This is a genomic window from Pirellulales bacterium, from assembly GCA_019636345.1.
In the GTDB taxonomy this organism is placed as follows: domain Bacteria; phylum Planctomycetota; class Planctomycetia; order Pirellulales; family Lacipirellulaceae.
In genome coordinates this window covers 49,007-69,763 of the sequence record JAHBXQ010000004.1, presented here as the reverse complement: position 1 = coordinate 69,763, position 20,757 = coordinate 49,007, and the positions used below count along the sequence as shown (strand labels likewise).

The following is a 20,757-nucleotide window of genomic DNA, read 5'->3' as shown; positions in this document are numbered from 1 at the left end:
TCACGACCCAGGTCCTGCCGCAACCCGCGCGCCGCTTGCTTCAGCTCCTAATTCACTCACGCTTGCAAGTCACCCCTTGGGAAATCATTGATGCGACGCCACGTGAGAGCATGCTCGGCGACGTTTGCGGCGACCTGCCTGGTGGTCGGCGGGACGGTCGCGTCCCGGTCGTTTGCACAACCGCCCGAAGGGACCTCGCCCGCCTCGGACAGCCGCAATCGCGCGGACGAAGTCGAGGCCTTCCTGGATTTGGGGCTGGGGCTGTTCATTCACTGGGGGCTCGACGTCCAGTACGGCGCGGTCATCAGTCATTCGCTGGTGGGGGCCGACAATTCCTATCGCGACCGATTCTTCCGCGAGTTGCCGCAGACGTTCGATCCGTGCGACTACGACCCGGCCCGGTGGGCGGCGCTGGCCCGCACGTGCGGGTTCAAGTACGCCGTCTTGACCGCCAAGCATCACAGCGGCTTCTGTCTCTTTCCTACGACGACCACGACCTTCGACGTCGAGTCGTCCCGTTACGGAAAGGACGTCGTCGGTCCGTACATGCAGGCGTTCCGCGCCGAAGGACTCAAAGCGGGGCTCTATTTTTCGCCCGAGGATTTCTCTCTGCTCCATGCCCAGGGCCGCGTCCCGGCCCGGGCGATCGAGCGCGGCTACACCCAGCTCAGCCAGAACAGGGAGCTCGAAGCCTACTGCCGCCGACAGATCGAGGAACTCTGCGACGCCTACGACCCGGTCGATTTGTGGTTCTTCGACAGTTTGGAGCCCCCTGATGCGCTCAAGAAGCTGGTGTGGGATCGCAACCCCCGCACGCTGGTCACGCGCGGAGCGATGTCCACGCCGGAACAGAATCTGGGCGACGTGCCGCCAGGACAACCGTGGGAGGCCTGCTACACGCTGGGCGACCAGTGGCAGTACCGCGGCGTCCACGAGACGTACAAGACCGGCCGACAGCTCATCCAAATCTTGGTCGAAACGCGAGCCCGCGGGGGCAACCTGCTCTTGAACGTCGGCCCCGACTCCTACGGACGAATCCCGCCCGAGCAAGAAGCGTTGCTTCGCGAGCTTGGCTTGTGGCTGTTCATCAACGGCGAAGCGATCTACAACGTTCGCCCCTGGCACGTGAGCCGCGAGGGGCGCACTTGGTTCACGCAAGCCAAGGACGGCGAGGCCGTCTACGCAGTGCTCTCCGGGGAAGAGGCGTGGCCCCTCGGCGAGCGGCGAACCCTCTGTCTCAAGTCCCTGCGGCTCAGCGACGAATCGGAAGTCTCGGTGTTGGGCCACGGCGGCCAAGTCCTCGAATACGAGCCCGACGCGGATCCGACGCCGACTGCGAAACAAACCGCCGCCGGAGTCGAACTCTCGGTGATGCGCGCCCAGCGGATCTACAACGATCGGAAGTGGCCGAATCAAGTCGTCGTCAAGATCACCCGTCCCCTGCCTCCTGACGCCGTTCGCTAGGCGGCGCCTCAGGGGGGCGCTTCATGCTTGGCGACAAACGCCCTCCGCCGGCAACGTCGCCGAACCGCGAGAAGCCGCCTGCAGCCGCGGCCGAACTCTTCAACCGACTGCACGAGAGGGTCGCGACAAGGGACGGCCCTGTGGAGCCGCCCCCCGCGGCGATCCGCGCGCGGGGCGTCATCACATGCGGCTCGTGCTGCGGGCGATTGGCGTAGAAGCGATCGTTCGGATGCGGGTGCAGGATCGAGGGAGCGGGAACCCCGCGACTGGCGACCGGGCAGCATCGGCCCCAGTGCATGCGCCGGCGCTGGCTGCGGCGGCGCAGTGCCGGGAGCGGAGCCCAGCCCGCACGACTTCTTGGCGACACGTCGTCAAGGGCCGAGAGGCGCCGACCGTCCAGGCGCCCTCGCCGACGAGGAGTTCCTGCATCGTTTCGCGCGGCGAACGCCGCTCGCAGTCGGCGAGGACCCCTGGGGGGCGTCGATTCTCGGCGCGTCGTCGCTCGCGTCAGCCGACGATCAATTTCAGCAGATCTCCGATTCGGCGGTGAGCCTCGATCGGATGGCGCAGGGGCTGATCGGTCAGCACCCGATATTCGTTCTTCCGTCCGACCCGTTCGCGCTCGATGAAGCCGGCCTCTTCGAGTTCCTGCACGATCCGCTGCACCGCTCGTTCCGTGATCCCCACCTGGGCCGCGACCTGTCGCAGCACCAACTGCGGCTGGGCGTGGAGCAGGATCAGGACGTGGGCATGATTGGTAAGAAACGTCCAGCGATGAGGAGTCCCTGCTGCGGGGGGAGCGGGGGCCTGCTCCGATCGCCCGGAAGCTCGGGCGGAGGAGGAGCGAGAACCGGGCTTGGAGCGGGGCATGACGCGCCTGTGCGGGAATAGGGAACGGAGCCTGCTCATTCTAGCACGGTTCCTCGGAAGTCCAATTCGCGACTGGGAATTCAGGAACAGCGCCCGAGTTCACACGGATCCGGGGCCTCGCGACGGGGCCGCCCCCCGTCCTCAAGAAATCCGCGCTCAAGAACACGACTCTCTATTGACGATATGTAATTCGTACATTATTTTTCGTGCTATCACATTCGCCATGTTCCCGCTCCCCGAGGACCGGTCATGTCTGACGCGCTCCCCCTGCTCATCCTGATCCCCGTCGCCGCCCTGCTGGCAATCGGTCTGGCGCCGTCTCGCTTGGCGAATCGCTACGCGATCGCGGCCGTCCGGTGGGTCCCTCGACTGGCAGTCGGAGTCTTCTTCGCCGCGATGCTCGTCGGGATCGAGTTGGGAACCCAGCCGCGCCCGCTTGCCGCGATCGGCGCCGGAGAGGCGCCCGTCGATCTCGTGTATTGGACCGGGGGAGCGTGGATCATGGTGGCGCTCGTCAGCGCCGTCGGCTGGGTCGTCGCGCGGTATTCCGCCCGCTATCTCGACGGGGACTCGGACCAGGGAGCCTATTTTTGCCGCGTCGGGGGTACGATCGGCGCCGCCGCCCTGATGGCCCTGGCGGGGAATCTCCTGATCATGGTCGGGGCTTGGTCGGCGGCCTGCGCGAGCCTCCACCGCCTGCTGACCCACCGTAAGGGCCGCCCCGTCGCCGCCGCCGGGGCGCAGATGAAGCTCGTCGTCGATCGCTTGGGGGACCTGCTCCTGGCGGGCGCTCTGCTCCTCGCCTGGCAAGCGTTCGGGACCTTGAATCTCGCCGATCTCATCGCTGCCGGCGAGCAACGCATCGTCGCCGGGCAGGTCGACTCCGCCATGACGGCGTTCGTCTGGTTCGCGATCCTCGGCACAGCGGTCAAGTCCGCGCAGTTTCCGTTCTCCTTCTGGCTCCCGGAGACCTTGGACACGCCTACGCCTGTCTCGGCGTTGATGCATGCGGGAATCGTCAACGCCGGAGGCTATGCGCTCGTGCGGCTGAGTCCCGTCCTCGTCGCCGCCCCGACGGCCCTGGCGACGCTGGCGATCGTCGGAGTCGTCACGGCGCTGGTCGGCGGAGTCGCGATGCTTGCCCAGACCAGCGTCAAACGGTCACTCGCCTATTCGACGATCGCTCAGATGGGATTCATGATGTTCCAGTGCGGCCTGGGAGCGTTCGCCGCCGCGATGCTCCACATTGTCGCGCACTCGCTTTACAAGGCTTACGCCTTTCTCGCCAGCGGGGAGGTCCTCGTCGTCGCGACGGCCCAGGAACCGGTCGACCAGGAGCGATCTCCCGCGGTCCCGCCCGCGAGGCGCCTTGCGATCGCCGCGTGCCTCGTCCTGGGCGCCTACTTGGCGACGACGACCGCCTGCGGAATCTCGCCGACGACGAAGCCCGGAGGGCATCTTCTGGGCGGGCTGCTCTGTCTCGCCCTCGTCCGTCGCGCCTGGCACCTCCTCGAGCACAAGTCGCCTTGGCGGCGCGGGTACGTCGTCCTCTCGACGACCGGGCTCTGCCTCGCGTACGCGGCAAATTACCTCCTCGTGGAGGCCGCGCTGACCGGCAGCGTGCCGGCCGTCGGCTCCGCCCCCGCGACCTGGGCGGCGGCGGCGCTCCTGCTGGCGGCGTTCGGGGCCTTGTTTCTGGGCGAGTTGCGGATTGCCGGCGGCAGAACGATTCCCTGGCAGCACGCGCTCTACGTGCACGCCCTCAACGGATTCTATGCGGAAGCGTTCGCACGCAGGGGCCTGCGGTCGTTCTCGACCTGATCGTCTTGCGTGTGGTCCCGTCCCCCCTCGGTCCCTGATCGTTCGTCGTCCCAGCCCGTCCCTGACCTGAGCTTGACCGGAGTCGCATCGATGTCCGTCGCATCCCACTTGCAGCTCGTTCCGCCTCGAGCGATCGACGCCCCCCTCGCCCCTTTCTCGACGCCAGTTGCGGAGGCCTGCGACGAGAATCTGGAGGCGACCCTCGAGCGGGTGATCGAGAAAATAGCCCCCGTCTGGCCGCTGGCCGACTATGTCGCCGTCAATCCCTACCAAGGGTACGGCACGGAGGAATGGCTCGCCGCGCGCCGCGATCTGCAGCGCGTGTCCGCCGGCGAACTGCTGATGCCGTTGGAACACTACCGCACTCAGTTCCAAGAGGGTCGCTTCACCCTCGCCGACGTCGACGCGGCGATCGACGAACTCTTGCGAGACGGCGTCCCGGGGGCGGGCCGGCTCGAGTCGTGTTGGATCGGGTCCCTGCTCACGGGCCGGGCGCAGTGGTCCGACCCCCCCGCCGACGAGGCGGGGTCGGCTCGCCATCCGCGCTTCGAGCCGCTGGCGGCCGTCGTCGATCGTTACGCCGGGACCGAATGGTCGCAAATCCTCCTGGAAGAGATCGGCAAGCATTGTGCCGCTCACTACGACCAGGGGCAGTCGGCGTGGGTCAGTCCGTGGAAACGACGGTCGCTCTATCAGGCGTGGCGTTCGGCCGCACTCATCGACAAACGCGTCGAGCTGCTGGGCCTGACCGGCTTTCGCGCGTTCGTGCGACGACTTCCGGACGATCCGACGTCCGCCGTCGCGGCGTTGCTCGCGCGACTTGGCGTGCCGGCTTCCCTGCAGGAATTCGTCCTCCTCGCCGCCGCGCATGCGGTCCTCGGGTGGAGCTCCTGGGCCAAGTTCCAGCGCCTCCAGGGGGAACGCCGCGGCGAACAGAACGACGATTTCGTCGGTCTCCTGGCGATGCGGCTGGCGTACGACGCGGCCGTCTCGGAGCGACATCGGATCGAAGTCGCCTGGAGCACTCTGGCCGCCTGTTCGACCCCCGCGACCGACGGCGGTCCTGACGGAGCGCTCCTGCGGTATTGCCTCTTGCGCGCCGCCGAGATCGCCTATCGTCGCGACCTCTTGAGTCGGCTGGCGAGCGACGCGTCCCCCTCTAGCTCGCGCGCCGCCGGCGCCGACCCCTCGCGAAAGCTCGCTCGGCTGGTGTTCTGCATCGACGTCCGCTCGGAACGGATTCGGCGTGCGCTGGAGTCCTGCTCGGCCGAAATCGCGACCAGCGGGTTCGCGGGCTTTTTCGGCATCCCGATGGAATTCCTTCCGTGTGGCGCGACGCAAGGTTCGACGCGCGTTCCGGCCCTCCTCGCGCCCGAAATCCGAGTCGTCGAACGCGTGGCGGACGACAAACAAGCGCCGGGGCTCCTCGCCAAGCGAGCCTTCGTCCGCGCCGTGCGACGGGCCGAGAAAGCCTTTCAAAATTCGGCGATCGGCGGATTCGGATTCGTCGAGACGAGCGGCTGGCGGGCCGGCGTCCGGATGCTCCGGCGGACGCTCGGGTTCGGCGGCCGCCCGAACGACGGTCGATGCGACGGACTGACGAACGCGGAGCGCGGCGCCTCGGGGCCGAGTCGCTTCCGGCTCGATGCGCCGGGGCTTGCTCCTTCCCGCCGGCTCGACTTGGCCCACGCGATCCTGCGAAACGCCGGGATCGCAACCGAGTTTCCGCGACTCGTCGTCTTCTGCGGGCACGGTACCGCCGTCGCGAACAACCCGCTCCAAGCCGGCTTGGAATGCGGCGCCTGCGGCGGCCACAGCGGGGAGGCGAACGCGCAGTTCGCAGCCGCGCTGCTCAACGACGCGGACGTTCGCCGAGGACTGGCCGAGCGCGGCGTCGACGTCCCTGCGGACACGCATTTCCTGGCTGCGCTCCATGAGACGACGACCGACGCGATCACGTTCTTCCTCGCCGACGTCCCCGATTCGCACGCCGCGGACGTCCAATTGCTCCAGACGGTCGCCCATGTCGCCGCCGGAAAAGCGCGGCAGGAACGCTTGCCGACGCTCGCCTGCCGCGATGACGCCGAACTGGTCCGCCGGGGGCGGGACTGGTCGGAGGTCCGGCCTGAATGGGGGCTCGTCGGCAACGCCGCCTTCGTGATCGGTCCCCGCGAACTCACCCGGGGAGCCCGCCTGGACGGGCGGGTCTTCCTTCATGACTACGACCATCGCTCCGACCTCGACGGATCGACGCTCGAGCTGATCATGACCGCCCCGCTGGTCGTCGCCCAATGGATCAACCTGCAGTACTACGCCTCGACGGTCGACAACGCTCAGTACGGGTGCGGGACCAAGACGACCCATAACGTCGTCGGCCGTTTCGGGCTCGTCGCCGGGGGCGGCGGCGACCTGCTCACTGGACTTCCCGTGGAATCGCTCCACGACGGGACGCGGTGGCGTCACGAACCGTTGCGCCTCCAGGCCGTCGTCGCCGCGCCGCGGCAAGCGATCGAGCGCATCCTTGCCGCGCACGCCTCGTTGCGAGCCCAAATCGCAAACGGCTGGCTGCATCTGGTCGCCCTCGACGAGGGTCGGTTCTTCCGCTTCACGCGTCGGGGATCGTGGCTGCCGATTCGAGTCGCTCACGCCATGGAACTTCGGAACGAACCTCTCGCCCCCGCGGACGCCGGCCGCTCGTGACCGGCTCCGCCGCGCCGCGTCCCGACGCGTCGGACTCCCAGGCCGCTCGCCGGCCGTCCGCTCCTTCCCCTCGCCGCTCAAGGTCGATTCTCCATGACAGCGCCGCTTGCCGCTCCCTCCGTCGCCGCTGCGGAACGAACGCCTCCCGCGCACCGGGACGATCACCTGCGCCATTTGGAAGCGGAGAGCGTTCATATCCTCCGCGAGGTCGTCGCCGAATTCGAGAAGCCCGTGCTGCTGTACTCGATCGGCAAAGACTCCTCGGTCATTCTCCACTTGGCGCGGAAGGCGTTCTTCCCGGCTCCGCTCCCATTTCCGTTGCTCCACGTCGACTCGACGTGGGAGTTTCGCGAAATGATCGAGTTTCGCGAGGAATACGTCCGTCGCGCTCTGGGGCTCGAGGTGATCGTCGCCGTCAACGAGGACGGGGTCCGGGCGGGAGTGAATCCGTTCGATCACGCCGGCGGGGCCTACACCGACGTCATGCGAACGCAGCCGCTCAAGCAGGCTCTGGACGATCATCGGTTCGACGCTGCGATCGGCGGCGGGCGACGTGACGAGGAGCGATCGCGTGCCAAGGAACGCGTGTTCTCCTTTCGCGATCGGCGCCACCGCTGGGACCCCCGCAATCAACGTCCCGAACTGTGGAACGTCTACAACACGTGGCATCGCCGCGGCGAATGCTTCCGCGTTTTTCCGTTGTCGAATTGGACGGAGGCGGACGTCTGGCTGTACATCCTCCAAGAGCAAATTCCGATCGTGCCTCTCTACCTCGCCAAACCGCGGCCCGTCGTCGATCGCGACGGCGAGTTGCTCGTCGTCGACGACGAGCGGATGCGACTCCTTCCCGGCGAGACGCCGAGCGTCCGGATGGTTCGGTTTCGCACGCTCGGCTGCTACCCGTTGACGGGCGCCGTCGAATCGACGGCGACGACGCTCGCAGCCGTGGTCGACGAAACGCTGACCGCCCGCCGTTCGGAGCGGTACGGCCGAGCCGTCGATCGCGACGAAGCGGCGGCGATGGAACGCAAGAAGCGCGAGGGCTATTTTTAGCCCCGCTTCGGAGACGGTCCGCCCGCGGCGCAGAAGCCCTGCCGCGACGTTCGTCCGCATATTTTCGCACTTGCCAGGATCGCCCCATGACCGCCGAGACGCTCTCCCCCCTCTCCGACGCGGAACGCTCCGCCGCCCCTTGCCAAACGTCGCTCGCCGAGTCGGTCGCGCGACGCCCCCCGCGGGAATTGCTCCGCTTCTTCACGTGCGGCAGCGTCGATGACGGCAAGAGCACGCTCATCGGTCGACTCCTCATCGACGCCGGGGCCGTTCACGACGATCAGCTTGATCGACTGCGAGCCGACTCGGCGCGTCACGGCACGACCGGCGCGGAACTCGACGCGGCCCTGTTGCTCGACGGGCTGGAGGACGAGCGTCAACAGGGGATCACGATCGACGTCGCCTATCGCTACTTCTCGACGACGAAACGGACGTTCATTATCGCGGATACGCCCGGTCACGAGCAGTTCACCCGCAACATGGCGACCGGAGCCTCGAACTCCGAGTTGGCCGTAATCGTCGTCGACGCGACCAAAGGGATCCTCGTTCAGACGCGACGCCACGCCTTCATCGCGTCGTTGCTGGGAATTCAGCATGTGTTTCTCGCCGTCAACAAGATGGATCGGGTCGACTACAGCCAAACGGTCTTCGCACGGATCCGCGACGATTTCTGCCGCGTCGCCGAAAAGCTCTCGATTCCGGACCTGAGATTCATTCCCCTCTCGGCGTTGCGGGGCGACAACGTCGCCGAGCCGAGCGCGCAGACGCCGTGGTACGCCGACGGATCGCTGCTCCATCTCTTGGAAACGGTGCACGTCGTCCCCGCGCAGCGAGCCGGTCCCCTGCGGTTTCCGGTCCAATGGGTCAACCGCCCGCATGCGGAGTTTCGCGGCTTGTGCGGCACGCTCGCGTCCGGCGAAGTTCGCGTCGGCGACGAGGTCGTGATTCTGCCGTCCCGCCGGACGTCGCGGATTCGCTCGATTGTGACGTGCGACGGCGACGTTCCGGTCGCCGTCGCCCCGGCGGCGGCGACGCTCACGCTCGCCGACGAAATCGACGTGACGCGCGGCGACGTCCTCGCCAAGCCCGCGGCGGCCCCCCTCGTCGCGCGCGAGGCCGAAGCGAGCCTGATCTGGATGTCCGAGCAGCCGCTCGCCCTCGGAAAGCAGTATTGGTGCAAACTCGCGTCGCAGAAGACCGTCTGCGAAGTGCGCAACATCCGCTGCGCCATCGACGTCGACACGCAGTGCGAAACGCCCGCCGCCACGTTGCGCATGAACGAGCTTGGCCAGTGCTTTGTGGGCTTCCACGACCCGCTCGTCCTCGACGAGTACGCCCGCAACAAGACCACCGGAGCGCTGATCCTCGTCGATCGAATCACGCACGAGACCGTCGCCGCGGGCGTCGTGCGTCAAGCGCTCGCTCCGCGAAGCCGCGATCACTGGCAAGACGCCCCGACGGGATGGCGACTCGAGCGTGCGACGAGTCTCGTCTCGCCCGAGCGCCGCGCGACACGATTCGGGCACCGGCCCGGGACCGTGCTCGTGACCGGACCGAGCTCAGCGGGCAAGACGACGCTCGCCCGCGAGTTGGAGCACCGCCTGTTCGAGCTGGGGTGCGTCGTCGCGCTCCTCGACGGGCAGTCCTTGCGATTCGGGATCAGTCGCGACCTGGGATTCTCCGCCGAAGAGCGCTCGGAGAATCTCCGCCGCGCGGCCGAAATCGCTCGGCTTGTCAACGACGTCGGACAAATCTGCGTCGCCGCGTTCGCCGCTCCCGAAGACGCCGTGCGCCGCCGCGCCAAGGCGCTGATCGGCCCCGAGCGGCTCGTCCACGTCCACTTGGCGACGCCGCTCGCCGTTTGTCGCCGGCGGGACGCGCTCGGTCGCTACCAAGCGGCGGAGGCTGGCGAGATCGAGAATTTTCCGGGCGTGACCTTCCCCTACGAAGCCCCGACCGACGCCGACGTCATCGCCTCGACGGAAGCGCGTACTGCGCGAGACATTGCCGACGAAGTGGTCTCACTCCTGGAATCGCGAGGTTGGTTGGGGCCCGAGATCCTCGCAGGAAACAACGCCGACACGTGACGCAAGGACCGTCCCAATCGCCGTAGAAGAGGGCAGCGTCCCCATCGAACCTGGACGCTCCTCGGAAGAATCGCAGAGGTTGCGATAGCCCGTTCGTCCCGGCTGCTTCGCCCGCGTTCGCCTGGAACGTCCTCGGGCCCCAGGCGGTTGTGTTGGGCTGATCGGCGCCGAGAGCGGCGCTGCCCATTTCCGGCAATCCGCGCCCGCAACCAGCCTCGACCATCTCGACGTCGACGAGTTCCCGGGCGCGGACGCGCGAAGGCCGCCTCGTTCGAGCCGAACTTGCGAGGAACGCGACCGCGCGACGGGGGACGCGGCTGGCCGTCGGTCGCCAGCGCCGAGCGGCGCCGTCAGCCGCGCGACGAGGTCGCGCCGGCCAGCGTCGCGGCCGTGCGCTGGCCGCGCTGGAGCAGATCCTGGAGCGAACGGAGGTCGCCGGCCGACTCGTGCATTCGCCCGCAAATCACCCCGCTCATGAGCCGCTCGGCCTCGGTGATCGCCGTCCAGACGACCCGCACGATCAAGCGAAGCTGCGGAACCCCGGACGGGGTGAAGTCGACCACCGCCGCACCCGTCTCGCGATCCGCGCCGAAGGCGACGCAGACACCCGAGAAGGAGAGATTGCGGAGCGTCGCCGCGGAGGCGACCGCCTAGTTCGCATGCCGTTGAAGGAATGCGGCGATGCGCGCTTTGTCGGCCTGACCGGTCGCGACGGCAAGCGTCAACTCGGAGAGACCGCCGGGAGGCGCTTCGATCTCAATCCCGTTGAGGTCGAGAAAGACGAGCGCCGCAACGGCTCCCGTGCGTTTGTTGCCGTCCACGAACGGGTGATTCTGAACGAGATGAAACAAGTACGCCGCCGCCGTCTCAAACGGGAACTGGTGCAGCAACTCGCCTCCGAACGTCGCCCGCGGCTGCGCAACCGCCGAATCCAACAGCCCCAGGTCGCGCACGCCGGGATCGCCTCCATAGAGTTCGATCTGATCGAGGTGCAGCAGCAAGACGTCCGATACGCTCAGGAAATCGACCACGGCCGATTACTCCGCCAATCGCCGAAGGTCGTCGCCGAACTTCCCGTTGATCTTCTTCAGCGAAGCGCGGAGTTGTTGTTGTCGCTTCGCGTTCCGCACGGGCGTGATGACGATAAGGTCGCCGTTGGTCGACAACTCCAACGGCGTGTCCGCCGAGATTTGAAGCAATTCGAGGATCGGCTTGTCGATCACCAGGGCCAGGCTGTTGCCGTGCTTGATCAGCGTTTTGGTCATGGCGTGCTCCTGCTCCCGAACGGCCCGAGGAAGGTATACACATAGTGTATACCTCAAATCAAATCCAGGCAACGCCGATCCAAGGAGAAAACGCCGCGAGTCGCGAACAATCGCGCCGTGAAGGCGTTCCGGCATTCCGCGCCCGCAACCAGCCTCGACCATCTCGACGTCGACGAATTCCCGGGCGCGGACGCGCGAAGGCCGCCTCGTTCGAGCCGAACTTGCGAGGAACGCGACCGCGCGACGGGGGACGCGGCTGGCCGTCGGTCGCCAGCGCCGAGCGGCGCCGTCAGCCGCGCGACGAGGTCGCGCCGGCCAGCGTCGCGGCCGTGCGCTGGCCGCGCTGGAGCAGATCCTGGAGCGAACGGAGGTCGCCGGCCGACTCGTGCATTCGCCCGCAAATCACCCCGCTCATGAGCCGCTCGGCCTCGGTGATCGCCGTCCAGACGACCCGCACGATCAAGCGAAGCTGCGGAACCCCGGACGGGGTGAAGTCGACCACCGCCGCACCCGTCTCGCGATCCGCGCCGAAGGCGACGCAGACACCCGAGAAGGAGAGATTGCGGAGCGTCGCCGGAAGCGGGGGGCCCAGCACGCGAAACGACCCGTCGAGCGGGAGGACCGAGACGGAGGCGTGGAGCCGATGCCGCTTGCTGCGGCGACGTTCTTCGCCGGAGTGGAGAATGTCCGGGATGACCGCTCCGGGAGTCCCCAGGGCGCGGACGGAGGCGAGTTCGGCGGGCGACAGGGTATGGAGGAAGACCGGCGCGAGATGCGCACAGCGGCTGCGATCGCAGTAGACCCGCTCGGGACCGCAACAGAGTCCGGGACAGGCGCCGTCGAAGGCCGCGACGTAAATCGCGCCGCAGCCGCTGCACGCCGTGACCAGGGCGGGCGAGCCGGCGGAGGGGACCTTCAAGGCGAGCCCCAGTCCGCACCGAGAACAGCCGCCGATCGAATCGCTCGTCGGCCGCGCGCTGCGATCCTCCAGCAAAACCCGCACGACCCCTTCTTCCGCCAGCCGGGTCTGGATCGTCTCGCCGACGACCGTCCCGCCCGCAACCAGCAGGCGACCGATTCGATCGTAAACCGACTCGTACAGCCGATCGCCGATCCTCAATTCTTCGATCGGAACCAAGTTTGCCGACATTGCTCGATCCCCGGGCGCGAGTTGCTTGCGGACCTCCCTGGTAATGCCATGTCGAGACTAGGCTATGACAAGCCTATGGCGCTCGCAGCCCTGACGGAGGCCTCGCAGCCCGCCTCATCGTCGTTTGCGGTTAACCCTCAGCGGCCGCGACGGGATGGAGGACTTGCGCCGGTCGAGCGACCTGACCTGACGGCGACGCTCCCTCGCGTCGCAATCGCCGTCAGGGACGTTCCGCGGCGCTCGCGGCAGTCGGTTCGCTTCGCCGTACGGCGGACCGTGATTGGTCTCGCCCGTCCGCGCAGTCGAGCGCGGCGCTGAGCGGGACCGAGGTCCGTGATTTGCAGCAAGATCCGTCTGACCGCTGCGCGATGCGGGCGGAATCGTCGTTACTCGTTTCAACGCAAGGCTCTCGATCATCGCGCTCGTCGCCAGCGATCGCCATCGCAGGGCGTTTTCGCCCATTGAGTGCGACACACGGGTTCTGCTTGCCGCCGTCATCCACTCTGGGGCGGCGTCAACGACAGCTGCCAAGGCGGCGCCTTGGTTGTCCCTCGCTCGGCTCCAAACCGCTGCAGCGGCTTGGAGCGAACGCCCGTTGCGAAGACAAGTCGTCCCCGCAGCGAGGGACCCTGAGCCAGGCGTCGACGTGAGCATGACGTTCGGCAAGCGGCCGACGCACGCGGGGCGGCAATGCCCTGCAGTCCTTGGGAGGAGGTGCACGATGTGGCGCGTCAAGTTCAAACCGGTCCTGGAAGCGTTTCTGGCGTGCGCGTGTTGCGTCGGTCAAGGCGGCGGCCTCTCGGCGTACGCCGATCCCGCGCCGCCGCTGCAGCCCGATCCGATCTCGATCGATCGCGCTTCGCCGTCAGCGATGCCGCACAACCCGGCGTCGACGAGCGACGTCTACGGCGAGGTGCTGGGCGCCGGGGCGGGCGGGTTCGACGCGGGGGGACCCGGCCCCGTCCTCCATTTGACGGGGCCGTCGTTCGGGGTCGCGGCCCTCGGCAGCCTCAGCAACGTCGACGGCATCTCCAACGGCGAACTGCTCTTCGCCGAACAGTTGGTCGTTTATTTCTCGGTCGATGATCTCTCGATCGGCATGCCGGGAACGCATGTCGCGCATCAGGCGACGCGGCGCCAAGCGGCGGGCGATCGGTTCGTCGTCAACGGCTTCACCACGCTTCCGGTCACGGCCACCGTCTTCGGCATGGCGGGGCCGGCGGCGATTGCGGGACCGGTCTTCCCGGGGCCGATCAATCTGCTGAGCGCCAATCAGACGCGCTACAACGAAATCCCGACGATCCCGCCGACGCTGTTCAATCCCTACACGTCGGGACTGCCCGGCGTCACCGACATGGACGACATGGACGCCCTGGAACTGACGCCCTTCGATCTCAACGGCGACTTCGTCTCGGAGCGGCCCGTCTACCTGTCGCTCGATGCGGCGAGCCCCGATTTGACGCCGCTCGGCGCCGGGGGAGCGGACATTCTGGCGTCGCCTCCCGGGGGCGGTCCGCTGGCCATGTTTGCGGCGGCGCCGTTGATCGGTTTGACGGGCGGCGACGAGATCGACGCGTTGGCCGTGTGGGACGTCGACGGGAACTTGCAGGCGACGTCGCAACTCGACTTCGCCGTCTTCTCGCTGGCCCCCGGATCGCCGACCCTGACGCAGCGCGGCTGGTCGCCGGCCGACGTGCTGGCGACAGGATTCGCGGGCGTGCCCTACCTCTATCTTCCCGCGACCGCGCTCGGCGTTCTGCCGACCGACAACATCGACGGGTTGGACGTCGAGCCGTTCCTCAATCCGGGCTCGATCGAGATCTGGGATGAAATCGTCGAACCGTGGGCGGAGGCGGACTTTGACGAAGACGGGGACGTCGACGCGGCCGACTTGGCCCTCTGGCAGGTCCATTACGGTTTGGTCGGGGCGGCGCACATGCAGGGCGACGCCACGGGCGACGGCTTCGTCAACGGTTCCGACTTCTTGGCGTGGCAGCGACAGTACGGCGGCGTTCCGGTCCTGGCGAACGACGCCGCCGTTCCCGAGCCGTCCGCCGAGCTCCTCGGCCTGGGGGGCGTCCTCGGAGCGTCGGCCGTCCGACGGTCCGTATCGAATCGCCGCTCGCCGGCCCGCGGGTCGTCTCGCGGGCTGCGTGCGGCGGAACTTGGCGGGAGGTAAGAACTCATGAACGCGAGACAGATCATTGCGACTTTCGGCGGCGTCGTCCTCCTGTGCGCGGCGCCGGTCGGGGCCGATTGGCGTCCCGGCGACTCGCACAAGATGCACTTTCCGCAACTGCCGGACCCCTTCGGCTGGGACGTGGAGATCGTGACCCCCCAGCATGAGATTGCCGACGACTGGAGGTGCAGCCAGACGGGCCCGGTGTCGGACATCCATTTCTGGTATTCAGTCGCCCAGGGATTGGAGACCCGGATCGATCACGTGCTGGCGACGATTTACGCCGACGACCGCACCGGGCCGTTCAGCAAGCCCGGCCACGTCCTGTGGAGCAGGAATTTCGACTTGGCGGCCGGCGAGTTCAAGGTCGTGCGGGACTACGGGACGGGCTTGCAAGGCTTCGCCGATCCGCAGCAGCCGATTTGGACGCCCGCCGACCACGCGACCTTTCACCAGATCAACATCGAGAACATCGTCGACCCGTTCCGACAGGAACTCGACACGATCTACTGGCTGGGACTCAGCGTCGCTTGGGACGTGAGCCCGCAGTCGCCCGTCGGGTGGAAGACGACTCTCAATCCGTTCGCCGATACGGCCGTGTTTCGCCCGCTCCTCCCGGGGCTGCCCTGGGCGCCGCTCGATCCCCAGTACGGGGCCCCGAGGCCGCTCGACATGGCGTTCGTGATCACCGGCGTTCCCGAGCCGGCGACGGGGGGGCTGGCGCTCTTGGGCGCCGTGTGCGGTGCGATTGCGCAAGCTCGGCGGCGCAGGTAGCGACGGCACGCCTCGAGCGCGGCCGCTTCGCCGCGCTCGAGGCAGCGTTTGCTCTGGCGCCAGCAGCGCAATGAGCCGCAGCCCGACGGCAGTCCGCGACGTGCGGTCGGAGCTCGGGTGCTCCCCGACCTGCCGCGGCAGCGGCGTCGGGTCGCGCCGGCGGAGCGTCGCGCCGCACCGCCGGCAGCCGGTCGGCTTGAGGTGCTGAATTTCGTCGCGCTGGTCGCCGGAAAGCACTGGCCGCGCCCGCCTGACGCGTCGCGCACAAACGACGGACGCCGCCGCTTCCGACCGATTGCAACGGCTCCCGCTGACGAGGCCCGCCAGTGTATCCTGAGGGTCGGTCGGGCAAGCGACTGTCAGGCGGTCGCTTACGACACGACTCGCTCCTCCCCGGAATCAGGACACTGGAAAATGAACACGTCGACCACCAATGTCGCGAGCGACAACCTGCGCTCCTTGCGGCCGGCGCTTCCCGGCTTGTTGTTCGCCGTGCTCACGCTGCTCTTCGGCTTTGGGCTGGGCATTGCGTTCGGGCTCAACGAGGAGGCGATCAAATCGCAGTTGAGTTCTTCCGCTGCCGACGTGCGCGAGACCGTCTATCGGGGCGACGACGCGGCGATCAAATCGGTGCTGGACAAGTCGTGGGCGTACATGCAGCGAGCGCATTTGCATGCCGGGGGGCTCGGCGCCGCCGCAATTGGCTTGACGCTGGCGGCGGTCTTGCTCGGGACGTCGCCCGGTTGGACGCGGGCGATCAGCCTCGGCCTCGGATTGGGGGGGCTCGGTTATTCCGTCTATTGGCTGGCGGCCGGATTTCGCGCCCCGGGGCTGGGAAGCACGGCCGCCGCGAAGGAGTCGCTCAAGTGGATCGCCATGCCGTCGTCCGGCGCCGTCGTGATCGCAACGGTCGCCGTGGCCGTCGTGCTGGCCGCCGCCATGGTCCGTCGGCCGTAAGGCTGCCAGGACAATGCGGAGTCCGACTCAGCGGCGAGGTCCTAGCGCCGAGCGTCTTGTTGGACGCTGCGACCCGACACGGTCGCGCGAGCAGACCGGATTCTTGAGGCGTTGGGAGCCCAGCGACGATTCGCGCCAGCGTCGACGGAACGCGCTTCGTCAGCCGGCAAGCGGGGCGCGGTCCCGCGGAGTGCGGAGGGAGCGTTTGCGCCGCCAGCATCCGCCGGCCAGGCCGGCGAGCAAGGCCAAGCTCCAACTCGCCGGTTCCGGCGTCGCCGTCACGGCCGCCGGCGGCCCGCTCGTGCCGAAGTGCTGCCGCCAAGCGGCGAGGTCGCCCACGGCGGGGGAGCGTTGCCAGATGAGGAAATCGCGCCCGTCGACGTCTCCGTCCTCGTCGAAATCGCCGGCGACGATCGGCGCGGAGCCGCTCGCGCGGACTTGGACGACGCTCAACCCGGCTCGGTCGGGGCCGGTCGTCGCGGAATCTCCCAGCAAGATCGTCAGCCAGCGATTCGGGCCGTCGATTGCGACGGTTGCGCTGAAATAGTTGTAGGGCGTCGTTCCGTCCGTCGCGGCGACCCACGTCGTGAGATTCGTCGCGACGAACTGGGGCGTGCTGGAGGCCATCGCCAGGAGCGCGTAATCGCCGGCGTTGCGCGCGTCGACGTCGTTCCCGAGACCGATCCGGAAACTCACGGCCGGATCGGCCTTCTCGCCGGCCGCCTGCGCGTTGCGGAACATCGGCACGACGAAGACGTCGTACGTTCCGGCCGCGAGCCCGCGCAGGCGAAAGCCGGTCGTGTTGTTCCCGCCGTTGACCACGCCCGACTCGTAGAGGTTCGGGACGTCGTAGACGCCGCCGCCGGTCGTGTAGTCGACCGACGAGATCGGCGAGACGAACGACGTGCCGTTCCAGGAGTTCCCGCTCGACGTGCCGCTCGAGGCGTCGAGCGTCAGCGTCGGACCGGGGCTCCCGTCGGCCAAGAGCACCTGGACGCCGTCCGTTTCGAAACTTCCCGGGTCGTTCAAGACGCCGGTCGTGAGATTGTTCCAAACGCCCGCCGGTCCGGCGGGCGTGGCGGGACTGGTCTCGCCGCTCCCCGAGTACGGCGCGTTCGTGAAGTTGAGATTGATCAACTGCCCCGTCGCCGCGGGGGTCGCTCCGACGACGACGCACCACAGACACGCTGCTTGCGCGAGCAGCCGCCTTGAATTCGTGCTCACGATCAACCGCTGCAGCCCCAGGCGTTGCGAGGACATCACGGAAACCCTCCGAGGTTCGAGGAAGCCGCCCGACGGTTCGCGAACACGAGTCGCCTCGGCCCTGGTTCGTCGCCCGACCGCCGACTCCAGCGGCGGCAGACGGTTTCAAGACCAGGGAGCTGTGCGCCCCGTGCAGCCCGATCATGCGCACAGGTTCAGGAGCGGAGGCTCGTACCGCCAGGAATGCACGGAAACCCAAGACAAGCGTGACTGACGAGCTCGTGTCGCCTGACCGGCGGGCGACCGTGACGCGGCGCTGCCCGTCGAGCGGAGGAGCGACAGCACACGGCCGAAACCGGCGCGACCCGCGGCCGCCAGGCCGAACGGCGCGAACAGGCCGCGAGCGCGTTCGTCCTCTCGACTTGAGTCTGTTCCGGCGGGCTGCCGATCACAATCCAATTTGTCGCATTTGGCGGATCCTTATCCGCATCGAGGCGTTGGTCGAGGAAGGGCGCTCCGCACGCTTTGGTTCAAGATGTTCTCGCGGGAATCTCGAGGTGACGGGTCGGCGTTCGGCAGCTCCTTGGGGCGGATCCGGCGGCCTCAGGGAACCGCCTCCAGACCCCTGCTCCTTGACCTCCACACGGGGTTCCTAGCGGGGAGAACGGGGCAAGCGCGCGGAGGCAGTGCCACCGGGCCGCTCGTGGCTGAAGCCGCGGTTGGCGAACGAACTCACCCGCGCCGGAGCCGACCTGGGCTGCGCCACTCGTCGGTTCTCCGCCGCTGTCCACCGATCTCCATCTTGTCGAACTCCCGCGGGATTCAAGTCCGAGCCCGCGTCGCCCGCGTCGTCGACCGACCTGCCGACGAATGCAAACGCGATCCGCCCGAGGCGACGGCGTCGAGCGATATGAGCCTAATGGCAATTGACTTGGTCGGTGTCCCGAGCTTCTTGAAACTGCTCCCGTTCGGGGGCACAGGACGGGAACTGCAAGGATTACTGGCCTCGTGGGCCAAGAAAATGGAATAATGCACCCGAACGGGTGCAAGTTGATTGCCTTTAGCCAACTCCAGGGGTATGATTGCCTCGAACACGAGAAATGCTCCCGATCGGGCGCATTGCGATCCCATCGAGGCGACCATGGCCCGAAACTTTGGCAAGGACATCGGCGAATTTGTTCGCGCACGAAGGAAGGCCGGGGGCTTCACTCAGGGCGAGCTTGGGGACCTGGCCGGCGTCGGGCGGCGCTTCGTTTCCGAGCTGGAACGGGCCAAGCCGACCGTACGCATGGACGCGGTGAACAAGGTGCTGGCCGTGTTTGGCAAGACGCTCGGCGTCGTCGATGCGCCGAGGGATGGCGAATCATGAGCGCGCGCCAAGCCATCGTGCGGATTGACGGGCAGCGCGTCGGGACGCTGTCCGAGGAAGGCCGACAGGTCGCTTTCCGCTACGACCCGGAATGGGTTGCCAATCCCGCCTCGGTCGCCGTCTCGATGACGCTGCCGGTCACGGACAAGCCGTACGTCACCGACGGCCTGCACCCGTTCTTTGAGAATCTGCTCCCCGAAGGCTGGCTGTTGGAGCTGGCAACCAAGAAGCTCAAGATTTCCAAGGACGATGTGTTCGGCCTCTTGATCGCCACCTGCGCCGATTGCGTCGGCGCAGTCGAGATCCTGCCGGCTGAGGAGGCGACATGAGCCAAGCCTGCCGCATTTGCCTGGGCGAGGTCACCGACGAAAGCGACTACCATCCGCGCTGCCTGCGCGCGCTGTTTGGAACGACGAAGGTTCCGATACTCGACCTAGAGACCAGTAAGCTGCATACGGCGGCTCTGGCAATGGTCGGCCACACGTCGCTTTCCGGCATTCAAAAGAAAATCTCGGTCAATCTCTCGGCCGATCGGGCCACGCTCCAGGTCGCGGCCGTCGGCGGACGCTACGTGCTCAAGCCGCAGACCGGAACCTACCCGGCCTTGCCAGAGAACGAGCACGTCACCACGCGACTGGCCAGGCTCGTGGACATCGAGGTCGCGCCCAACGGGCTTGTCTCGCTCAAGGACGGCGCGCTCGCCTACATCGTCCGACGCTTCGACCGCACGCTCGACGGCCGCAAGCTCCCCCAGGAGGATTTTTGCCAGCTCGCCGAGTTGCCCCCCAAGGACAAATACGACGACGGGTCGGCGGAGCTGTGCGTCAAGCTGATTCGCAAGTACGCGGACGAGCCGCCGGTCGAATTGCTCAAGCTGTACCGACTGCTCCTGTTCGCCTGGTGGACCGGCAACGGCGACATGCACCTGAAGAACTTTTCGCTGCTGACCGGCGATGACGGAATCACGCGCCTGACGCCCGCTTACGACTTGGTTTGCACGCGCCTGGCGATCCCTGACGACCAGCTCGCGCTGCCGCTGCAGGGCCAGACGGACAATCTGAGCCGGGGCGTGTGGCGGCGATTCGCCGCATACTGCAATTTGCCGGATAAGGTCGCGCTGCGCCTGCTCGAGAGACAGGCGTCCGTCTTGGGCGATGCGCATGCGCAGATTGACCGGAGTTTTTTGCCCGATGATCAGAAAGAAGCCTACAAGCGGCTCGTTGCCGAACGCAGCGACGCGATCAGCTGAAGCGCCTCATCCTCACGGCGAATTCAGACCCGCGCCAGATGTGCAGCAGGCCGCTGCATCATTGCTGATCCCCCGAATAGCGTCGCCACATGCGGCAAAACGGACCGGGGCCAAGACGCCGCCGCCTGCGGCACGATTGTCAAATAGGCAACCGCCGGTTGCCCATTTCTCGACGGCGCCATGACCGGACGTCCGCGTCCACGAGCGCAAGCGGCGCCTCACGAACATGCGGCGGAAGCTCGTCCCAACCCTCCGCAATTCGGGCCTGGGCGACGATCCGGGAACGGCCCTTCCCAAAGAGGCAGCGCCAGGAGGGCGGGATTCGACTCCGAGCCCGCGTCGTCCGCGTCGTCGACCGACCCGCCGACGATCGCAACCGCGATCCGCTCGCGTTCCGCGGCTAGCGCCGATTCGGCTCGCATTCTCCGGCGCGACGACGGACCATGCCGCACCGCGCTTGGGATGGGCGGCCGCCGCTGTCAGCGCAGCCAGCGGAAGCGGAGCGAACACGAAGCGAGCTTGGAGCAGGCCGAGCCCCGACCCGAGAGGGGAGGCAACGTCCGCTTGTGCGGAGTAGTCTCGACAAGAGTTCGGGAAGCCCGCCCCCGCCGCCTGA

The 20,757-nt window shown here is 67.4% G+C and carries 17 protein-coding genes; 11 read left to right on the top strand and 6 right to left on the bottom strand.

All coding sequences use genetic code 11. The annotated features are described in order from the left end of the window. Nucleotides 1–90: 90 nt before the first annotated feature. A complete protein-coding gene (locus KF688_11005; GenBank protein ID MBX3426199.1) occupies nt 91–1,464 on the top strand; it encodes an alpha-L-fucosidase in 1,374 nt (457 codons plus the stop codon). A gap of 507 nt (nt 1,465–1,971) precedes the next feature. Here KF688_11005 and KF688_11000 read toward each other — a convergent pair. Then, nucleotides 1,972–2,373 (bottom strand): MarR family transcriptional regulator, encoded by a 402-nt coding sequence (locus tag KF688_11000; GenBank protein ID MBX3426198.1) that lies wholly within the window; start codon nt 2,371–2,373, stop codon nt 1,972–1,974. 210 nt (nt 2,374–2,583) lie between these two features. On the opposite strand from KF688_11000, the gene KF688_10995 reads away from it, so the two are divergent. The 4 genes from KF688_10995 to cysN all read left to right on the top strand — a co-directional run bounded on the left by KF688_10995 (nt 2,584) and on the right by cysN (nt 9,995). Continuing rightward, complete coding sequence (locus KF688_10995; protein MBX3426197.1) at nt 2,584–4,155, top strand: hypothetical protein; 1,572 nt, start codon at nt 2,584–2,586, stop codon at nt 4,153–4,155. Between the two features lie 90 nt (nt 4,156–4,245). After that, complete coding sequence (locus KF688_10990; GenBank protein MBX3426196.1) at nt 4,246–6,855, top strand: DUF2309 domain-containing protein; 2,610 nt, start codon at nt 4,246–4,248, stop codon at nt 6,853–6,855. 93 nt (nt 6,856–6,948) lie between these two features. Continuing rightward, nucleotides 6,949–7,908, top strand: coding sequence for a sulfate adenylyltransferase subunit CysD (cysD, locus tag KF688_10985; protein ID MBX3426195.1), 960 nt, complete (start codon nt 6,949–6,951; stop codon nt 7,906–7,908). Between the two features lie 86 nt (nt 7,909–7,994). After that, nucleotides 7,995–9,995, top strand: coding sequence for a sulfate adenylyltransferase subunit CysN (gene cysN, locus KF688_10980; protein ID MBX3426194.1), 2,001 nt, complete (start codon nt 7,995–7,997; stop codon nt 9,993–9,995). A 350-nt stretch (nt 9,996–10,345) separates the two neighbouring features. Here the strand turns inward: cysN and KF688_10975 are convergent, their stop codons facing one another. The 4 genes from KF688_10975 to KF688_10960 form a co-directional block, all read right to left on the bottom strand. Beyond that, entirely contained in the window at nt 10,346–10,558 is a 213-nt protein-coding gene (locus KF688_10975) for a hypothetical protein (protein ID MBX3426193.1), read from the bottom strand. A gap of 87 nt (nt 10,559–10,645) precedes the next feature. After that, nucleotides 10,646–11,026, bottom strand: a complete 381-nt coding sequence (locus KF688_10970) for a type II toxin-antitoxin system death-on-curing family toxin (GenBank protein MBX3426192.1) — start codon at nt 11,024–11,026, stop codon at nt 10,646–10,648. Between the two features lie 6 nt (nt 11,027–11,032). Then, nucleotides 11,033–11,260, bottom strand: a complete 228-nt coding sequence (locus KF688_10965; protein ID MBX3426191.1) for a hypothetical protein — start codon at nt 11,258–11,260, stop codon at nt 11,033–11,035. Nucleotides 11,261–11,549: 289 nt separating this feature from the next. Beyond that, nucleotides 11,550–12,410, bottom strand: coding sequence for a hypothetical protein (locus KF688_10960; protein ID MBX3426190.1), 861 nt, complete (start codon nt 12,408–12,410; stop codon nt 11,550–11,552). A 721-nt stretch (nt 12,411–13,131) separates the two neighbouring features. On the opposite strand from KF688_10960, the gene KF688_10955 reads away from it, so the two are divergent. The 3 genes from KF688_10955 to KF688_10945 all read left to right on the top strand — a co-directional run bounded on the left by KF688_10955 (nt 13,132) and on the right by KF688_10945 (nt 16,320). Next, entirely contained in the window at nt 13,132–14,589 is a 1,458-nt protein-coding gene (locus tag KF688_10955) for a hypothetical protein (GenBank protein MBX3426189.1), read from the top strand. Nucleotides 14,590–14,595: 6 nt separating this feature from the next. After that, nucleotides 14,596–15,363 carry a hypothetical protein gene (locus tag KF688_10950; GenBank protein ID MBX3426188.1) on the top strand — a complete coding sequence of 256 codons (768 nt, stop codon included), beginning with the start codon at nt 14,596–14,598 and terminating at the stop codon, nt 15,361–15,363. A gap of 414 nt (nt 15,364–15,777) precedes the next feature. Beyond that, on the top strand, nt 15,778–16,320 hold the full coding sequence (locus KF688_10945) for a hypothetical protein (GenBank protein MBX3426187.1): 543 nt from the start codon (nt 15,778–15,780) through the stop codon (nt 16,318–16,320). Between the two features lie 159 nt (nt 16,321–16,479). On the opposite strand, the gene KF688_10940 is transcribed toward KF688_10945, so the two are convergent. Next, nucleotides 16,480–17,580, bottom strand: coding sequence for a hypothetical protein (locus KF688_10940; GenBank protein MBX3426186.1), 1,101 nt, complete (start codon nt 17,578–17,580; stop codon nt 16,480–16,482). Nucleotides 17,581–18,664: 1,084 nt separating this feature from the next. Here KF688_10940 and KF688_10935 point away from each other — a divergent pair. From KF688_10935 to KF688_10925, 3 genes are read left to right on the top strand one after another with little or no spacing between them, the layout of a single operon-like run. Next, nucleotides 18,665–18,892 (top strand): helix-turn-helix transcriptional regulator, encoded by a 228-nt coding sequence (locus tag KF688_10935; GenBank protein ID MBX3426185.1) that lies wholly within the window; start codon nt 18,665–18,667, stop codon nt 18,890–18,892. Then, nucleotides 18,889–19,221: a HipA N-terminal domain-containing protein gene (locus KF688_10930; protein ID MBX3426184.1), complete on the top strand. Its 333-nt coding sequence runs from the start codon at nt 18,889–18,891 to the stop codon at nt 19,219–19,221. Before KF688_10935 ends, KF688_10930 begins: the two co-directional genes overlap by 4 nt. Then, nucleotides 19,218–20,141 (top strand): HipA domain-containing protein, encoded by a 924-nt coding sequence (locus KF688_10925; protein ID MBX3426183.1) that lies wholly within the window; start codon nt 19,218–19,220, stop codon nt 20,139–20,141. Before KF688_10930 ends, KF688_10925 begins: the two co-directional genes overlap by 4 nt. Nucleotides 20,142–20,757 lie beyond the last annotated feature (616 nt).

Excerpts from the sequence above, each read along its gene's own strand:
- KF688_11005 (MBX3426199.1), top strand. The coding sequence starts at position 91 with ATGCGACGCCACGTGAGAGCATGCTCGGCGACGTTTGCGGCGACCTGC.
- KF688_11000 (MBX3426198.1), bottom strand. The coding sequence starts at position 2,373 with ATGAGCAGGCTCCGTTCCCTATTCCCGCACAGGCGCGTCATGCCCCGC.
- KF688_10995 (MBX3426197.1), top strand. The coding sequence starts at position 2,584 with ATGTCTGACGCGCTCCCCCTGCTCATCCTGATCCCCGTCGCCGCCCTG.
- KF688_10990 (MBX3426196.1), top strand. The coding sequence starts at position 4,246 with ATGTCCGTCGCATCCCACTTGCAGCTCGTTCCGCCTCGAGCGATCGAC.
- cysD (MBX3426195.1), top strand. The coding sequence starts at position 6,949 with ATGACAGCGCCGCTTGCCGCTCCCTCCGTCGCCGCTGCGGAACGAACG.
- cysN (MBX3426194.1), top strand. The coding sequence starts at position 7,995 with ATGACCGCCGAGACGCTCTCCCCCCTCTCCGACGCGGAACGCTCCGCC.
- KF688_10965 (MBX3426191.1), bottom strand. The coding sequence starts at position 11,260 with ATGACCAAAACGCTGATCAAGCACGGCAACAGCCTGGCCCTGGTGATC.
- KF688_10960 (MBX3426190.1), bottom strand. The coding sequence starts at position 12,410 with ATGTCGGCAAACTTGGTTCCGATCGAAGAATTGAGGATCGGCGATCGG.
- KF688_10955 (MBX3426189.1), top strand. The coding sequence starts at position 13,132 with ATGTGGCGCGTCAAGTTCAAACCGGTCCTGGAAGCGTTTCTGGCGTGC.
- KF688_10950 (MBX3426188.1), top strand. The coding sequence starts at position 14,596 with ATGAACGCGAGACAGATCATTGCGACTTTCGGCGGCGTCGTCCTCCTG.
- KF688_10945 (MBX3426187.1), top strand. The coding sequence starts at position 15,778 with ATGAACACGTCGACCACCAATGTCGCGAGCGACAACCTGCGCTCCTTG.
- KF688_10940 (MBX3426186.1), bottom strand. The coding sequence starts at position 17,580 with ATGTCCTCGCAACGCCTGGGGCTGCAGCGGTTGATCGTGAGCACGAAT.
- KF688_10935 (MBX3426185.1), top strand. The coding sequence starts at position 18,665 with ATGGCCCGAAACTTTGGCAAGGACATCGGCGAATTTGTTCGCGCACGA.
- KF688_10930 (MBX3426184.1), top strand. The coding sequence starts at position 18,889 with ATGAGCGCGCGCCAAGCCATCGTGCGGATTGACGGGCAGCGCGTCGGG.
- KF688_10925 (MBX3426183.1), top strand. The coding sequence starts at position 19,218 with ATGAGCCAAGCCTGCCGCATTTGCCTGGGCGAGGTCACCGACGAAAGC.